We start from the raw sequence: 17,549 nt of genomic DNA, 5'->3' as shown, positions 1-17,549 counted from the left end.
GTTCGACCCTAGCTGAGCCAGACACGAGGCAGGGGCTCGCCACGAAAGGCGAGAAGAAACGGAACGGCAGCTTTGCGTAAAGACTCGATAGTCATGGCGCAGAAGCGCACGGCGAGAAGTCCGTTCCAGGCACTGGCTGCAGCATCGCAGCCATTGACGGTGGGAATGCACTCGCGCACCGCTTCGAGGCGCGCTTCGGCATCCGGCGACACATGGATGAATGTGGCGAGGACCCGGGCACCCTTCCCGACGCTGGGCTTCCGGAGGAGATCGGCAATCGATCCATCGAGCCGCAGCGTATCGGCATAGACGAGGCGCCCTCCACGCCGGATGCGCCAGCAATCCTCGAACAATCCCTCTGCGATGTTCTCGGCGCGAGCTTCCCGCCCGAACACGACGGCCTCGAACACGGTCAGGCTCGCATCGTCAGGCATCTCGGCAGCGAGATTTCGGCGCAGGCGTGACCTGTCGAACAAAATGGTTTCCTGAGGCAGCCAGTCGAGCCGTGTGCCGGCCTCCAGCCTGAGATCAACCGCCAGCTCCGCAACCGGTCCGTCCGAGCGATAAACCTTCTCGGCCGCAGGTGTCGCAACCGTTACAGCGGCGCCGGATCGCACCTCGATCCCGACTGAGAAGCGATCGCCGCACGCAATGCCCCCCGCCGTATTGACGAGAACGGCATCGAGCCCGCTCCCCTCGCCTTTCGGGAGCCTGATCCGCATGGATCCGCTCTCTTCGATCTGCATGGGCCGGGTACGGCCGCTCAAGCCCGCTGCGCTGAACGCAACACGACCGACGGCACGCTGACGCTGTGGAGACACGGACTGGGAGACACCATCAAATGGCCAGGCGCTGACGTACATCATCTCCCTCAAGCGCAGAGCGGTCGCCATGCTGCACGATCTCGCCGCGCTCCATCACCACGAACCGGTCGGCCAGGTCGCGGGCGAAGTCGAAATATTGCTCGACCAGGAGGATGGCCATATCCTTCCGTTCGCGCAAGTAGGTAATCGCCCGTCCGATATCCTTGATGATCGACGGCTGGATGCCTTCCGTCGGCTCGTCGAGCACGAGCAGGCGCGGACGGGTGACCAGCGCCCGCCCGATGGCCAGTTGCTGCTGCTGCCCGCCGGAAAGATCGCCGCCGCGCCGGCCGAGCATGGATTTCAAGACGGGAAACAGCTCGAAGACCTCATCGGGAATTTTCTTGTCGCCGCGCTTCAGGGGTGCAAAGCCCGTCTCAAGGTTTTCCTTGACGGTGAGGAGAGGAAAGATCTCCCGGCCTTGCGGGACATAGGCGATTCCGAGCGCCGCGCGCTCGAAGGGCTTCAGGCGCGCGATGTCACGGCCCTCGAAGTGGATGCTCCCGCCCGCGATCGGCCGGTGCCCGGCGATGGCGCGCAGCAATGACGTCTTGCCAACGCCGTTCCGGCCGAGCACGCAGGTGACCTCGCCGGTCGAAGCAGTGACGGATATACCGCGCAGCGCCTGTGCGGCACCGTAATACAGAGAGAGATTGTCGACCGAAAGCATCGTCATCGCCCCAGATAAACCTCGACCACGCGCTCGTTCGCACTCACCGCATCGAGCGTTCCCTCGGCGAGCACCGTGCCTTCATGAAGGCATGTGACCTTTACATCGAGATCGCGCACGAAGGTCATGTCATGCTCCACCACGACGACGGCCTGCGTCTTCGCGATGTCGCGCAGGAGATCGGCCGTGTCGGCAGTCTCCTGGTCCGTCATGCCTGCGGCGGGCTCATCGATCAGCAGGAGCTTGGGTTGCTGCGCCAGCAGCATGCCGATCTCGAGCCACTGCTTCTGACCGTGTGAGAGTTCCCCCGCCTTGCGGTGGCGATGCGCCGTCAGGCGCACCCGCTCCAGAAGCGCCTCGATCCGCTCACGCTCCCGAGCCGTGCGCCGCGACAGAAGCGTCGCGAAGGGAGAGCGGTTTTCCTTGAGGGCGAGGAGAATGTTGTCTTCGACGCTGTGCATCTCGAACACGGTCGGCGTCTGGAACTTGCGGCCGATCCCGAGTTCGGCGATCGCAGCTTCGTCGAGCGCCGTCAGATCGTGAGAGCCCTCGAAGAGCGCCGTGCCTTCGTTCGGGCGGGTCTTACCGGTAATGACATCCATCATCGTGGTCTTGCCCGCCCCGTTGGGGCCGATGATGGCGCGCATCTCCGCATGATCGACGGCAAGCGACAGTGAGTTCAAGGCCCGGAAGCCGTCGAAGGACACGGAGACGTTGTCGAGATAGAGAAGCGTCGGGGTAACGGGTGCAGACATGACTTACTCCGCCGCCTGGGAAACCGGTTCGGACATGGGCCGGGACTTCAGCCGCTGCCCGGCATGCGCCCAGAGATCCTTGGCCGCGCCGAGGATGCCGCGGGGCATCAGGAGCGTGACGAAGACGAAGAGGCCGCCGAGCGCGAAGAGCCAGAATTCCGGCAGCATCCCGGTGAACCAGGTCTTGCCCGCATTGACCAGAAGCGCGCCGAGAATGGGGCCTGCCAGCGTTCCGCGACCGCCGACCGCCACCCAGATGACCACCTCGATGGAGTTGGCCGGTGCGAACTCGCTCGGGTTGATGATGCCGACCTGCGGGACGTAGAGTGCGCCTGCGACGCCGGCCAGCATGGCCGAGAGCGTGAAGACGGCAAGCTTGTAGTGCTCGACACGGTATCCAAGAAAACGCGTGCGGCTCTCCGCGTCGCGCACCGCCACGAGCACCTTGCCGAACTTGGAACTCACCACCCAGCGGCAGAGCAGGTAGCCCCCGGCAAGCGCCGCGACCGACAGGACGAACAGGACGATCCGCGTCGAGGCGGCCTGGATCGGGAAGCCCAGGATCTCCTTGAAGTCGGTCAGTCCGTTATTGCCGCCGAAGCCCATGTCATTGCGGAAGAAGGCGAGCATCAGGGCGAATGTCATCGCCTGTGTGATGATGGAGAGGTAGACGCCCGTCACTCGCGAGCGGAAGGCAAACCAGCCGAACACGAAGGCGAGAATGCCCGGCACAAGCAGCACCATGAGGGCTGCGAACGGGAACCAGTCGAACCCATGCCAGAACCAGGGCAATTCCTTCCAGTTCAGGAACACCATGAAGTCGGGAAGGATCGGATCGGCGTAGACGCCGCGCGGCCCGACCTGGCGCATGAGATACATGCCCATGGCATAGCCGCCGAGCGCGAAGAAGGCGCCGTGTCCCAGAGAGAGAATGCCGCAGAAGCCCCAGATCAGATCGACCGAGAGCGCGAGCAGCGCGAAGGAGATATATTTGCCGAGCAGCGGCACAAGGTGATCCGACAGGTGGATCGGGGATCCCGGGTCCACCGCCACGTTCAGGACAGGCACCAGAATGGCGGCCGCCCCCAGCAGAAGGAGTACGATGATGCTCTGACGATCGAGCACGGATTGCGACTTCATGCTTCGACCGCCCTGCCTTTGAGCGCGAAGAGGCCGCGCGGACGCCTTTGGATGAAAAGAATGATCGCGACGAGCAGCACGATCTTGCCGAGCACCGCGCCCGCATAGGGCTCGAGCAGCTTGTTGGCGACGCCGAGCGTCATGGCGCCCACCAGCGTGCCCCAGAGATTACCGACGCCGCCGAACACCACCACCATGAAGCTGTCGATGATGTATCCCTGCCCGAGATTGGGGCTGACATTGTCGATCTGCGAGAGCGCCACGCCGGCGATCCCGGCCACCCCCGATCCGAGCCCGAAGGCCAGCGCGTCGATCCGGTTCGTCCGGATGCCCATGGAGCCCGCCATGCGTCGGTTCTGCGTGACGGCGCGAACATACAGCCCAAGCGATGTGTACCGCAGCACGAGAAGCAGAGTCGTGAAGACCGCGAAGGCGAAGACGACGATGGCGATGCGGTTATAGGTGAGGCTCAAGCCTCCGAGCTCCAGGGCTCCGCTCATCCAGGCCGGCGTGCCGACCTCGCGATTGGTCGGGCCGAAGATCGTGCGCACGCCCTGCTGCAGGATGAGGGATATGCCCCAGGTGGCGAGAAGCGTCTCAAGCGGCCGCCCGTAAAGGAAGCGGATGACCGTGCGCTCGATGAGAATGCCGATCAGGCCCGCCACGAGAAAGGCGAGCGGCAGCGCGATGAACAGGGAGGCGCCGAAGAGACCGGGTGCATGGGTGCGGATCAATTCCTGCACCAGGAAGGTCGTATAAGCCCCGATCATAACCATCTCGCCATGAGCCATGTTGATGACCCCCATGGTGCCGAAGGTGATCGACAGGCCGATGGCCGCCAGCAGCAGGACGGACCCGAGGGAGATCCCATACCAGACGTTCTGAACGGAACTCCAGAGCGCCAGCCGGGAGCGAATGCCCTCGGCTGCTTTGGCGGCAGCGCCGGACACGTCCGCCGACGTTCCGGGCGGCAGCGAAGAGAGAAGCGCCAGAGCATCCTGATCGCCACGGACATGCAGGTTTTCGATGGCTGCCAGCTTCTGCGACGATGAGGCATCCGGTTTGCTCAAAACGATCGCGGCACGAGCGCTCTCGAGAGCATTCCGCAAGCCGGTGTCGCTCTCCTGTGCTATGGCCTTCTCGAGCGCCGGAAGAGCTGCCGCGTCGCGCGAGCGGAAAACCGCACGGGCTGCGTCGAGACGGACCGCGGCATCGGGGCTGAGCAAGGTCATGCTGCCGAGAGCCGCCTCGATGGCGCGACGGATACGGTTGTTGACCCGTACGGGCTTGGCGCCGGCAGGAGGCTCGACGGACTGCCCGGTTCCCGCATCCAAGAACTTGCCCGCAGGATCACGGATATAGACCTGCCCCGCAGCGACCATCAGTCGTCCGTCGCGCAGAGCTTCGACGAGGCTCAATGATTGTCCGTGGCCGCTGCCTGCCACAGCCCCGATGGCGGCCTCGGTATCGGCATAGCTGTCGGCCGCGAACTTGGGCAGAGCGTCTTCATAGGGGCCGGCCGCCGCCGCGGATGTCATTCCGAGCAGCAGAAGGAAGGCCTGCAGGATGCTGCGCAAGCTGGTCATGCCATCAACTTCGAACAGAGGAGAGAGCGAGGACGGCCTTCGCGGCCGTCCTCGAGCTTCAGGCGATCAGGCACCGCACTTCTTCGTGACGGTGTTGTAGTTGCCGCACTTGAGATCCTTCCAGTCGGCGATCAGGTCCTTGGAACCGTCGAGGAATTTGGACCAGGCATCGCCCGGAACGAGTGCGTCGGTCTGCGACACGGTCTCGAACTGCCCGTCTTCCTTGATCTCGCCGATGAGAACCGGCTTGGTGATGTGGTGGTTCGGGAGCATCTTGGAGACGCCGCCCGTCAGGTTCGGAACCTCGACGCCGACGATGGCATCGATCACCTTGTCCGGATCCGTGGTGCCGGCCTTCTCGACCGCCTTCACCCACATGTTGAAGCCGATCACGTGAGCTTCCATGGGGTCGTTGGTCACGCGCTTGTCGTTCTTGGTGAAGGTCTTCCACTTCTCGATGAAAGCCTTGTTGTCGGGCGTATCGATGGACTGAAAGTAGTTCCAGGCGGCCAGGTGTCCGACGAGAGGCTTCGTGTCGATACCCGCAAGCTCTTCCTCGCCGACGGAGAAGGCCACGACCGGAATGTCCGTTGCCTTCACGCCCTGGTTAGCGAGTTCCTTGTAGAACGGCACGTTGGCATCGCCGTTGATGGTGGAGACCACGGCCGTCTTCTTGCCGGCCGAGCCGAACTTCTTGATGTCCGCCACGATGGTCTGCCAATCGGAATGACCGAACGGCGTGTAGTTGATCATGATGTCCTCGGCCTTCACGCCCTTGGACTTCAGGTAAGCTTCGAGAATCTTGTTGGTCGTACGCGGATAGACATAGTCGGTGCCGGCCAGAACCCAACGCTCGACCTTCTCTTCCTTGGCGAGATAATCGACGGCCGGGATGGCCTGCTGGTTCGGAGCAGCGCCCGTGTAGAACACGTTGCGCTCGCTCTCTTCACCCTCATACTGCACCGGATAGAAGAGAACGCTGTTGAGCTCCTTGAACACCGGCAGCACGGACTTGCGGGACACCGAAGTCCAGCACCCGAATACGGCCGAGACCTTGTTCTGACTGATCAGCTCGCGCGCCTTCTCGGCAAAGAGAGGCCAGTTGGAAGCCGGATCGACGACGACCGCTTCAAGCTTCTTGCCGAGCAGACCACCCTTCTTGTTCTGCTCCTCGATGAGCATCAGCATGACATCCTTCAGTGTCGTCTCGCTGATCGCCATCGTGCCGGACAAGGAGTGCAGAACACCGACCTTGATCGTCTCCTGCGCTTGCGCCGTTCCCATCACAGCGCCGGAAACCAGCGCGGCGGAGGCCAGCGCCATCAGGTGTCTGCGGGTCATATTCAACATCGACATGGATCCTCTCCCTTGGCTGCCCTGTTTCAGGTGCAGCGTCGGGTCATTACGCAAGAACCATGCCAAGCCCGGTCTTTCATTCTGCCTTAGAGCGACAAGCGTTCCTGACGATCGATGGCAGGAACAGGGCGATAGAACATTTGCCTTAAAAAGCAGCACAGGCCCAAGAATCGGGCTGCAACACTATGACCCTGGCGACTAAGTTTCGACCTTTGTGAACGAAAAATGGGCTGAACTTGCGTTCAGCCCATTCTCGAAGTCGTCACAACGCAAGAAAAGTCACGCGAGCGCCGTCTGGCACGCCCGCTGATAGACTTCCTGATATCGGGACGCGGATCGATCCCATCCGTGCGGGCGCTGCATCGCCGCGCGGCGCATGGCCGTGAGGCGTGGGCGAGAGCGGAACGTGTCGAGTCCCCTCTTGATGGCATCCTTGAAACGGTTGAGCGAAGGCTCGCCGAACAGGAAACCGTTGACGCCGTCCTCGATGGTGTCGGCAAGGCCGCCCGTCCTGTGCGCAATTGGCAAAGAACCGAACCTCTGCGCATACATCTGGCTCAGGCCGCAGGGCTCGAAGCGCGAGGGCATGAGCAGGAAGTCGCTGCCCGCATACATGCGTCGCGCGTCTCCCTCGTCATAACCGATCTTCACGCCGACGGAGCCGGGATGGCGATGAGCCAGCGCCTGAAGCTCGTTCTCGAAGCGCGGCTCGCCCTGGCCGATGACGGCAATCTGTCCGCCCTGCGACACGATGGTTTCCGCCGCCGAGATGGCAAGGTCGACACCCTTCTGATGCACGAGGCGGGACACCACGGCGAAAAGCGGTCCGTTCGACAGGGCAAGTCCAAAATTCTGGCGAACGTTATTGGCGTTGGCGCGCTTGCCGCGACAATTCTCGGCAGAGAACGGACTGACCAGATACGGATCCGTGCTCGGATCCCAGCTCTCGTCGATGCCGTTGATGATGCCGTCCAGCCGGCCCTGTTCAGCACAGGTCCGAAGCAAGCCATCGAGGCCGCAGCCGAACTCCGGCCGCGTGATCTCATGGGCATAGGTGGAGCTGACCGTCGTGATGTGGGACGAGTAATAGATGCCCGCCTTCAGGAACGAGAGCTTGCCATAGAACTCGACGCCATTGATCTGGAAGGCGGCATCGGGAATCCCGAGATGGGACAGCCGGCTGCGATCGAAGTTTCCTTGGTAGGCGAGATTGTGAATGGTCAGGATCGTCGGGATATGCTGCCCGCGCCACACGAGATAAGCCGATGCCAGCCCCGACGGCCAATCGTTGAGATGCAAGAGATCGGCGCGCCACAGATGATCGCCGTTGCCGCAGGCGATGTCGGCGGCGGCAAGGCCAAGGCGCGCGAAGCGGATGTCGTTGTCGCTCCAATCCACGCCGAAGCCGTCGACATAAGGCGAGCCGTCGCGATCATAGAGTTCAGGGCAGAGCAGGACGTAAACCGTCAAGCCGTCCTGCGTCGTGCCACGCCCCAAGCCGCAGGCAGGAATCCCGAAGGAGGCCGGCAGGCGCCCGATTTCCTCCACCGGTCCGATCTGCGAGAGAACTTGGCGATAGCCCGGGATCAGAATGCGCACATCGTAATGGTGACGGAGCGCACGCGGGAGCGCAGCGGAAACTTCACCAAGCCCCCCGGCCTTGATGTAATCGGCGATCTCGGAGGTGACGAAAAGGATGGATTGACGTCGTTTGACGGAAATGGACGGCTGGGCACTAGCCTGCAATTCGGCGTGCGCCACCGTCGGGAAAGCCACATTGGCTTCCAGTTGAATTGATTCCAGCATGTTCGCTCAGCGGCGCGATCCCCAGCAATCCCCAGCGACAGCCCGCGCCATAGGCAGTCGCGCTGTCTAACTCGCTTCCCTGCGAAAAGGTTCCGCAGAAATTTCAGAAAATTTCTGACTAACTCAGACGGCTGGCGCTGCCATTCCGCAATTGCATGGCTACGGCTGCATCAGATCCGAGCTTGGCTGTTTTTTTGGTCCATGCTGGAACATTGCCTCACCATTCTCGTTCGCAAGTGCTTTCCTTCAAGATTTCCGGGGATCCGATGCGGCGCGTTCACTCCATGCCCTTTGGGGCTGAGATAACCTCCGATGGTATTCGCTTTGCCTTGTGGGCGCCGACGGCGCGCGAGGTGAGCCTGATGCTCGATGGCGCCGAACGCCCGCTGACCGCAGATCGGGACGGGTGGTACCGCCATGTCTCACAGGAGGCGCGGGCCGGAAGCCGCTACGGCTACAAGATCGATGGCGACCTCGTCGTGCCCGATCCGGCGTCCCGCTTTCAGAGTGATGACGTTCACGACCTCAGTCTCGTGGTCGATCCGCAATCCTACGAATGGTCCAATGCTTCCTGGACGGGCCGGCCCTGGGAGGAAACCGTTCTTTACGAAGTCCATGTGGGAACCGCCACGCCGGAGGGCACCTATGTGGGCTTGATGGGCAAGCTTGACGGTTTGCGCGACCTTGGCATTACGGCGATCGAACTCATGCCGATCGGCGAGTTCCCGGGCCGGCGCAACTGGGGCTATGATGGCGTCCTGCCCTATGCGCCGGACGCAGCCTATGGCAGCCCGGAGGATCTCAAGCGTCTCGTCGAGCGCGCGCACGAGCTTGGCCTCATGGTATTCCTCGATGTGGTCTACAATCATTTCGGCCCATCCGGAAACTATCTCCATGCCTATGCCAAGACCTTCTTCACAGAACGCCACCCGACGCCGTGGGGGGCCGGGATCAATGTGGATGGCGAAGGCAGCCGCGCGGTGCGCGACTTCTTCTTCCACAATGCGCTCTATTGGCTGGAGGAATATCATTTGGACGGGCTGCGGTTCGATGCGGTCCATGCCATCACCGATGACGGCAAGCCTCACTTCATCGAGGAACTGGCGAGCCGCATCCGGCAGGCGATCCCCGACCGCCACATTCATCTCGTGCTCGAGAACGAGGCCAACCAGGCGCGCTGGCTTGATCGTGACGGCAATCGGGCGCCGAAGCTTCACACGGCGCAATGGGCGGACGACATCCACAATTCCTGGCACGCCCTCCTGACCGGCGAGAACGAGGGATATTACGAAGATTATGCCGACAAGCCGCTCCAACACCTCGGTCGGGCGCTCGCCGAAGGCTTCGCCTATCAGGGGGATCCATCGCCGCACAAGGACGGCATCGTTCGCGGAGAACCGTCGGGCCATCTCCCGCCGGCAGCTTTCGTGGCCTTCCTTCAGAATCACGATCAGGTCGGCAACCGCGCCTTCGGCGATCGCCTGTCTCATCTGATCCCACCGGAGCGACTCGCTCTCGCCCAGGCGATCTTTCTTCTCTCGCCACAGATCCCGCTGCTCTTCATGGGTGAGGAATGGGCGGCATCGACCCCGTTCCAGTTCTTCGTCGATTTCGAGAACGATCCCGATCTGGCGAAAGCCGTCCGGGACGGGCGGCGTGGCGAATTCAAGCGCTTCAAGGCCTTCACGGATCTGGAGATGTCGCAGAGGATCCCGGATCCAACCGATCGAAAGACGTTCGAGCAATCCAAGATCGACTGGTCGGAGATCGATCGGTCGCCCCATCGGGAGGTTCTGTCACAGACCCGTCATCTGCTGAATCTGCGGCGGACGGACATCGTTCCTCTTCTCAAGAGCCAATATCGGGGCTCGCATTATAATGTCTCGCCGGAGAACACACTCGACGTGACCTGGACCTTTACTGACGGCACCCTTCGCGTTCTTGCGAATTTCGGCGACAATCCAATGAGCTGGGACATCGAGAACGATGCCCGCGTGCTGTGGTCGAGCCAAGGCATCAAGGCGAATGGAAAAAATCTTCAACTTCCACCCTGGTCGGGTGTCATCGTGAAAGGACAATCGGCATGAGCAAGCTGGACGCTCTGTTGGAGCGCATGGCCGCCCTTGTCGGTATTTCCCCTGACTACACCGATGCTTTCGGCAGGAGCGTTCAGACAAGCTCGGCAACCCGGCAAGCGCTGCTGGCTGCACTCGGACTCGACATCTCGTCCGAGTCCGGCGCACGGGAGAGCCTCGCCCGCCTCGAGCGTCTGAAAAAGGGCCCGATCCCGGCTGTCATCACGGTCGATGCGGATAAACCCTGGACGATCGATTTCCGCGCTTCTCCCGGTCAGCCGGGATGGATCCTGATCGAAGAGGACGGCGCGGTCCATGAAGGGCGTCTCGCCGGGGACAACCGCGCCCTCGACCTCCCCGCCCTGCCGACAGGCTATCACCGGCTCCGGCTCGGCGATCAGGAGACGACCGTCATCGCGGCGCCACCCCGATGCTGGGAGCCCGAAGCCTTCCAAGGAGAGGCAAGGCTGTGGGGCGCGACGGCTCAGATCTACTCGCTCCGCTCGGAACGCGATTTCGGCATCGGCGACTATTCCGATGTGGCGCTCTTCGCCGAGAACGTCGGCCGCCTCGGCGGGGCGTTCCTCGGACTCAGCCCCGTTCACGCGCTCTTCGCGTCGGATCGCTCCAAGATATCGCCCTATTCCCCATCCTCGCGCCTGTTTCTCGAACCGATCTACATCGACCCGACATCGGTTGCAGGTTTCGCTGAGAGCGGCGCTCAAGCTCTTCTCGACGATCCAGGCATGCAGGAGCGTCTGGCGCGGCTGCGAAGCGCTCAGCTCATCGATTATGCGGAGGCCTGGTCCATCAAGCGCCCGCTTCTGGAGGCCGTCTGGAGGCATTTCCAGGGCTCGGGAGACCACCACGCCTTTGAAGCCTTCCGGCGAGCCGGCGGCGAAGCCCTGGAAGCGCACGCCACTTTCGAGGCGCTCTTCGAGCATCTTCGGGAGCAGGGTCGGTTCTGGGTCGGAGAATGGCCGGAGGAGTATCGCTCCGTCCATTCCGTAGCGGTCAGGCGCTTCCGCTTGGACCATACGGAGCGCGTAGCCTTCCATGGCTGGCTGCAATGGCTGGCGGACGCTCAACTGGGCGAGGCCGCCGAGCGGGCTCGTGCCGCCGGCCTCCCCGTCGGCCTTTATCGCGATCTCGCCGTGGGTGCCGATGGTGGCGGGTCAGAGATCTGGGCGACGCCGGAGCGCTATGCCCCGAAACTGTCCATCGGAGCGCCTCCGGATCCGCTTGGACCGCAGGGCCAGAATTGGGGTCTGCCGCCCTTCAACCCGCTCACCCTGGAGGAGCAGGGCCTTGCCGCTTTCCGCGATCTCGTCTCGGCCAATATGCGCCATGCCGGCGCCATCCGGATCGACCACGCGTTCCAGCTGCAACGCCTGTTTCTGATTCCCTCCGGGGCTCCCGCCTCCCAGGGCGCTTATGTCGATTACCCGTTCGAGGCGATGCTCGCGGTCCTGCGCGTGGAGAGTCACCGCGCCCGCTGCCTCGTGATCGCGGAGGATCTCGGCACGGCGCCGCAGGGCTTCTCCGATGCCATCATGGAGTCCGGTGTCCTCAGCTATCGGGTGCTGCCCTTCGAGCGGGAAGGATCGGCCTTCAAGACGCCGGAACGATATCCCCGCTCGGCCCTGGCCGTCCTCACCACCCATGACCTGCCGACCTTCACCGGATGGTGGCGCGGCCTCGACATCGACCTGCGCCAGACGCTCGGCATCTTCGAGCCGGCACAAGCCGCCAGCGAGCGCATCGCGAGAGCCGCCGACAAACACCATCTGACGGAAGCCCTGGCGGAGGAAGGTCTCCTGCCCTCGTCTCGAATTCCGGAGAAGCCGCCGCTTGAAGAAACCGTGCGCTATCTCGCCCGCACGTCCTCCGTACTCACGGGCCTGCAGATCGAGGATGCTTCGGGGGAGCTGAACCAGCCCAACATGCCGGGCATGGATATGGGACATCCCAATTGGCGCCGGCGCCTGTCGAATACGATCGAAACCATCACCTCGCCCGGAAGCCTGATGCCCAAGCTCGCTGTCGCTCTGGCAAAGGAAGGACGGGACGTCCGCTCCCGTCGAAATACCCTCGCCTCGCCCCCGCCGCGGGCCACCTACCGCCTGCAGTTCCACAAGGACTTCACCTTCGACGATGCGGTGAAGATCGTGCCCTATCTGGCGACGCTCGGCATCAGCCACGTCTATTCCTCGCCGATCCAGACGGCTGCGCCAGGTTCTACCCATGGTTATGACATCGTCGACCATTCAACTATCAACCCGGAACTCGGAGGCGAGGAAGGCTTCCGCCGCCTCTCGGAGGCCCTTAAGGAGCACGGCCTCAAGCTCCTGCTCGACATCGTGCCCAACCATATGGGCGTGGGCGGGAAGGACAATGGCTGGTGGCTCTCGGTGCTGGAATGGGGCCCACTCTCACCCGTGGCTAAGGCTTTCGACATCGATTGGGAACGCCCCGGCGCCGACGGCAAGCTGATCGTCCCGTCCCTAGGCGGACTCTACGGGGAAGTCCTGGAGAGAGGCGAACTCCAGTTGAAAATCGATCCGGCGGAAGGCTCTTTCAGCGTCTGGCATTGGGAGCACCGCTTCCCGATCTGCCCGACGACCTACCCGATCGTGCTGGATTTCGCGCTGGCCGCCCTCAATGATCAGGCAAAGTCTGGCGATCTACGCACCCTCACCGAGCGCCTGCGGGCGCTGGAGGATCGCGCCTCGCCACCGGAAGAGGCGGAACAGATAAAGCGCGAACTCGCTCAAGCGGTCGCTGCCGCGCCAGCTTTACGGAAGGCCATCGACAGCGCCGTCGCGATCATCAATGGCGCTTCGAGCCGTCCAGAGAGCTTCAACACTCTGCACCGTCTCCTGGAAGCGCAGGCTTACCGCCTCTCTTACTGGCGCGTGGCATCGAGCGACATCAACTACCGCCGCTTCTTTGACGTCAACACCCTGGCCGGCATAAGGGTCGAGATCCCCGAGGTGTTCGAGAAGACGCACGAGCTCATTCTCCGTCTCGTGGATGAGGGCCTCGTCCACGGTTTGCGCATCGACCATATCGATGGCCTCGCCGACCCGGAGGGCTATACCCATGCCCTCCAGCAGAAGGTGGGACCGGGATTCTTTGTGGCGGTCGAGAAGATTCTGGAGCCGGGCGAGGGATTGCGTCCCTGGCCCGTTGCCGGAACATCGGGCTACGACGTTCTCAATCTGATTGACGGCGTGCTGGTGAATGCGGAGGCAGGAGACACGTTCGAGCGCATCTATCGGGAAGCCTCGGGCCTTCAGGGCTCCTATGACGCGTTGCTGAAGCAGGCCAAGATCGAGATCACCGAGAAGAATTTCGCCAGTGAGCTGGAGGTTCTGGTCTCGGACATCAAGAAAATCGCCGATGCCGACCGGCGAACGCGGGACTATACGGCTTTCACCCTGCGCCAAGCCCTTGTCGAGATCGTCGCGGCCCTTCCGGTCTATCGCAGCTATCTCCGCGATGCGGAACCGGCAACAGAGGACGTGCGATTGATCGAGGAGGCGATCCAGGCAGCGCAGCAATCCGGCACGCTGCCCGACCGCAGCGTTTACGATTTCATCGCCTCCGCCCTCCTCGGCAAGGCGGTCGCCGATCCCGCCGATATCCGCCGCTTCCGACGGCGGTTTCAGCAGCTCACAGGCCCCGTCATGGCCAAGAGCCTGGAAGACACCTTGTTCTATCGCTATGGCCGCCTGATCGCGCTCAACGAAGTCGGCGGCGACCCGGGCCAGTTCGGTCTCTCGCCGGAAGCCTTTCACCAGGCGAATGCAGACCGCGCCCGCAACTGGCCGAACGCGATGATCGCCACCGCGACGCATGACACCAAACGCGGCGAGGATGCACGGGCCCGCCTGCTCGCCCTCTCGGAGATGCCGGAGGAATGGGCGCAGGCTCTCGATCTCTGGCAGGAGACGGCCATCCCTCACCTGTCCGAAGTGAATGACGCACCCGCACCAGACGCCAACGATCAGGTGATCCTGCTCCAAGCCCTTCTCGGTGCCTGGCCTCTTGAGCTCATGGAAGGACCTGACCGTAAGCAGCTCACCGCTTTTCAGGAGCGCATGGAGGGCTACCTCACCAAGGCTCTCCGGGAAGCCAAACGGCATACGAGCTGGGTTGCTCCGAACGAGGCCTATGAGGGAGCAGCCCTCAAGCTCCTGCATGCCCTGCTCGATCCGAAAAACCTTTTCCTTGATCGCTTCCAGCCTCTTGCCCGACGCCCCTCCCTTCTTGGCATGCTAAAGGGTCTCTCACGGACCATCCTGAAAATGACGCTGCCGGGCGTGCCCGACATCTATCAGGGCACCGAGTTCTGGGACTTTTCCCTCGTCGATCCGGACAACAGGCGGCCCGTGGATTACCGAGCTCGCATCGAGGCTCTCGGCACGGATGAGCCTCCCGCAGGTCCGATGAGGAATTGGCCCGATGGGCGGATCAAGCAGCACATCCTCTCGCGGTTGCTTCATGATCGTGCCGCATCGCCCGCCCTCTATGCCGAGGGTGATTACCGGCCTTTGTCGATCGAAGGCGAGCGGGCGGCTCACCTGCTTGGCTACATCAGGCAACATGGCGAAGGCGCTCTTGCCGTCATCGTGCCGCGTCACTGGCGAGATCTGACTGACAGGGACGGCCTGTCCCACGATCAAGCAACTTGGAGAGAGACGACGGTCACCCTGCCCCATGGACGCTGGCGGAACGTACTGACAGGAGAGGATATTCTCATTGACTCGGAGCAACAAATGATTGCGGAGCTTGTGAGCACCCTCCCCCTTGCCGTCCTCAAGCGCGACGGAGACGGAGGCGCTGCGCGTTAACAAAGATTGTCGCAACACTCTTTAGCGGGCCTCGCTGCTTCTGGTCCGAGCTAGGACCTGCTCCATAATGAAATCTCTAAAAGGATCGTAACGGATCGCCGGGGCATACCGCGCCGGTGGCGTCTATAGGACAGCATATGAAGGGGGATATCCGAATGGATCAGCACCGTCGTGGATCGCAGAGCGCACCGCCGCGCCCGGCCGAGCCGCCACCGGTTGCCGAGATCGTCAATTCGGGCGATCCCTTCTCCGTCCTCGGTCCTCACGAGATTTCGCCCGGCCTGTGGGAGATCCGCGCCATCCTGCCGGATGCGGATGCCGTGACAGTGCTGGACCGTGATGGAGAGACCGTTCTCGGCGTGATGGAGCGGACGCCTCCGGACGGCCTCCTCGTGGCCTCGTTCCGCGCCTCCGGGCGACCGGACTACAGGCTGCGGATCGAGAGGCAGGGCGCCACCGAGATCCGGCACGATGCCTACAGCTTCGGCACCTTCCTCTCCCATGACGATCTCCTGCGGATCGGCGATCCCACGAGCGATGCCGTCTATACGAAGCTCGGCGCGCATTTTCTCGACTTGGGAGGGATCCAGGGCTTTCTCTTCACCGTATGGGCGCCCAATGCCCGCCGGGTGAGCGTGGTAGGCAGCTTCAATTCCTGGGACGGGCGGTGCCATCCAATGCGCCGCCGCCATGAAGGCGGGATCTGGGAGCTGTTCATCCCGGATGTTACGCCGGATCAGCGCTACAAGTTCGAGATCATCGGCCTTCATGGCAATCTTCTCGCCCTCAAGGCCGATCCCATTGCCTTTGCAGCGGAGCACCCGCCGGCAACAGCCTCCATTCTCAAGGGCGCACCGACATTCGACTGGCAGGACGCGGATTGGATGACCTCGCGGTCCACGCAGAACCACCGCAAGGCGGCGATGTCGATCTACGAGTGCCATCTCGGCTCCTGGGCCCGCGTTCCCGAGGAAGGCAATCGCTATCTGACCTATCGCGAATTGGCCGTGCGGCTCATTCCCTATGTGAAGAATCTCGGCTTCACGCATATCGAGCTTCTGCCGATCACCGAATATCCGTTCGACGGCTCGTGGGGCTATCAACCCATTTCACTTTATGCGCCGACGAGCCGTTTCGGTACGCCGGAGGATTTCGCGGCTTTCGTCGAGGCGGCGCACGCGGCCGGGATCGGCATCATTCTCGATTGGGTACCGGCGCATTTCCCCAACGATCCGCACGGATTGTCCTATTTCGACGGTACGCATCTTTATGAACATGCCGATCCGCGCCTGGGATTCCACCAGGATTGGGGCACCTACATCTATAATTTCGAACGCCAGGAGGTGATGAGCTTCCTCGTGGCGAATGCCCGCTTCTGGCTGGAGCGCTATCATCTCGACGGATTGCGGGTCGATGCCGTCGCTTCCATGCTCTACCTCGACTATTCGCGCAAGCCGGGCGAATGGATTCCCAACAGCTACGGCGGCAACGAGAATCTCGGCGCAATCGACTTCATCCGCAAGATGAACGAGGTCGCCTATGCCACCTCGCCGGGCGCCGTCACCATCGCGGAAGAATCCACGGCCTGGCCGGGCGTTTCGCAGCCGACCTATACGGGAGGTCTCGGCTTCGGATTCAAATGGAACATGGGCTGGATGCACGACACCCTTCGCTACATCAGCAAGGATTCAGTCTTCCGACGCTACCACCATCACGATCTGACCTTCGGTCTGCTCTACGCCTTTTCGGAAAACTTCATCCTGCCGCTGAGCCACGACGAGGTCGTTCACGGCAAGGGGTCTCTCCTCAATAAGATGCCGGGTGATCGGTGGCAGCGATTTGCCAATCTTCGCGCCTATTTCGGCTTCATGTGGGGACATCCCGGCAAGAAGCTCCTGTTCATGGGCGGCGAATTCGCCCAGGAGCGGGAATGGAATCACGATGAGAGCCTCGACTGGCATCTTCTTGACGATTCCTTCCACAAGGGCGTTCAGACTCTGATCGGAGACCTGAACCACGCTTACCAGTCCATTCCCGCCCTGCATGAATGCGACTGCGAGGCAAAGGGATTCGAGTGGCTCGTGGCCGACGATCGCGACAACAGCGTCATTGCCTGGGCGCGGCGCGGAGATGATGAGAAAGCCCTTGCCATTGTCGTGTCGAATTTCACGCCCGTTCCACGTGAAACATATCGCATCGGTGTTCCGCTGCCGGGTTTCTATCGCGAGGCGGTCAATACGGATGCCGTCCAATATGGCGGCAGCAACGTGGGCAATCTCGGCGGTGTGATGGCCGAGGACACGCCGAGTCACGGCCAGCCATGCTCGCTCACCGTCACGATCCCGCCGCTGGCGACGGTCATTCTTGTCCTCGACTCTGGCGGCTCTAGAGCGAACATATAGTTCCGCTTGCACGGGACTTCCCGCAAGCTCGTGCGTTGAA

Annotated in this window: 10 protein-coding genes; 3 read left to right on the top strand and 7 right to left on the bottom strand. The window is 62.4% G+C overall.

From position 1 onward, the window contains the following. Positions 1–8: 8 nt before the first annotated feature. The 7 genes from FS320_RS01715 to glgA form a co-directional block, all read right to left on the bottom strand. Positions 9–722 (bottom strand): urease accessory protein UreD, encoded by a 714-nt coding sequence (locus tag FS320_RS01715; protein ID WP_338105265.1) that lies wholly within the window; start codon positions 720–722, stop codon positions 9–11. 115 nt (positions 723–837) lie between these two features. Next, entirely contained in the window at positions 838–1,533 is a 696-nt protein-coding gene (gene urtE / locus FS320_RS01710; RefSeq protein WP_152708922.1) for an urea ABC transporter ATP-binding subunit UrtE, read from the bottom strand. 2 nt (positions 1,534–1,535) lie between these two features. Further along, the gene (gene urtD, locus FS320_RS01705; protein WP_152708873.1) at positions 1,536–2,288 is read right to left on the bottom strand and encodes an urea ABC transporter ATP-binding protein UrtD; all 753 of its coding nucleotides are present in this window, start codon (positions 2,286–2,288) and stop codon (positions 1,536–1,538) included. Positions 2,289–2,291: 3 nt separating this feature from the next. Further along, complete coding sequence (gene urtC / locus FS320_RS01700; protein ID WP_152708872.1) at positions 2,292–3,428, bottom strand: urea ABC transporter permease subunit UrtC; 1,137 nt, start codon at positions 3,426–3,428, stop codon at positions 2,292–2,294. Beyond that, positions 3,425–5,014 (bottom strand): urea ABC transporter permease subunit UrtB, encoded by a 1,590-nt coding sequence (urtB, locus tag FS320_RS01695; protein WP_152708871.1) that lies wholly within the window; start codon positions 5,012–5,014, stop codon positions 3,425–3,427. Before urtB ends, urtC begins: the two co-directional genes overlap by 4 nt. 66 nt (positions 5,015–5,080) lie before the next feature. Next, positions 5,081–6,337: an urea ABC transporter substrate-binding protein gene (gene urtA / locus FS320_RS01690; protein ID WP_152708921.1), complete on the bottom strand. Its 1,257-nt coding sequence runs from the start codon at positions 6,335–6,337 to the stop codon at positions 5,081–5,083. A 312-nt stretch (positions 6,338–6,649) separates the two neighbouring features. After that, positions 6,650–8,176, bottom strand: coding sequence for a glycogen synthase GlgA (gene glgA / locus FS320_RS01685; protein WP_152708870.1), 1,527 nt, complete (start codon positions 8,174–8,176; stop codon positions 6,650–6,652). A 266-nt stretch (positions 8,177–8,442) separates the two neighbouring features. Here glgA and treZ point away from each other — a divergent pair, with 266 nt between their 5' ends. From treZ to glgB, 3 genes are all read left to right on the top strand, one after another. Further along, positions 8,443–10,263 carry a malto-oligosyltrehalose trehalohydrolase gene (treZ, locus tag FS320_RS01680; protein WP_152708869.1) on the top strand — a complete coding sequence of 607 codons (1,821 nt, stop codon included), beginning with the start codon at positions 8,443–8,445 and terminating at the stop codon, positions 10,261–10,263. Beyond that, complete coding sequence (locus tag FS320_RS01675; protein WP_152708868.1) at positions 10,260–15,107, top strand: malto-oligosyltrehalose synthase; 4,848 nt, start codon at positions 10,260–10,262, stop codon at positions 15,105–15,107. The genes treZ and FS320_RS01675 overlap by 4 nt, the downstream gene beginning before the upstream one ends. Before the next feature lie 137 nt (positions 15,108–15,244). After that, positions 15,245–17,509 (top strand): 1,4-alpha-glucan branching protein GlgB, encoded by a 2,265-nt coding sequence (glgB, locus tag FS320_RS01670; protein WP_420846690.1) that lies wholly within the window; start codon positions 15,245–15,247, stop codon positions 17,507–17,509. Positions 17,510–17,549: the final 40 nt, after the last annotated feature.

The organism is Microvirga tunisiensis (assembly GCF_009296175.1).
In the GTDB taxonomy this organism is placed as follows: Bacteria; Pseudomonadota; Alphaproteobacteria; order Rhizobiales; family Beijerinckiaceae; genus Microvirga; species Microvirga tunisiensis.
The sequence above is the reverse complement of the archived record's forward strand: the minus strand, read 5'-3'. Positions and strand labels throughout refer to the sequence as shown.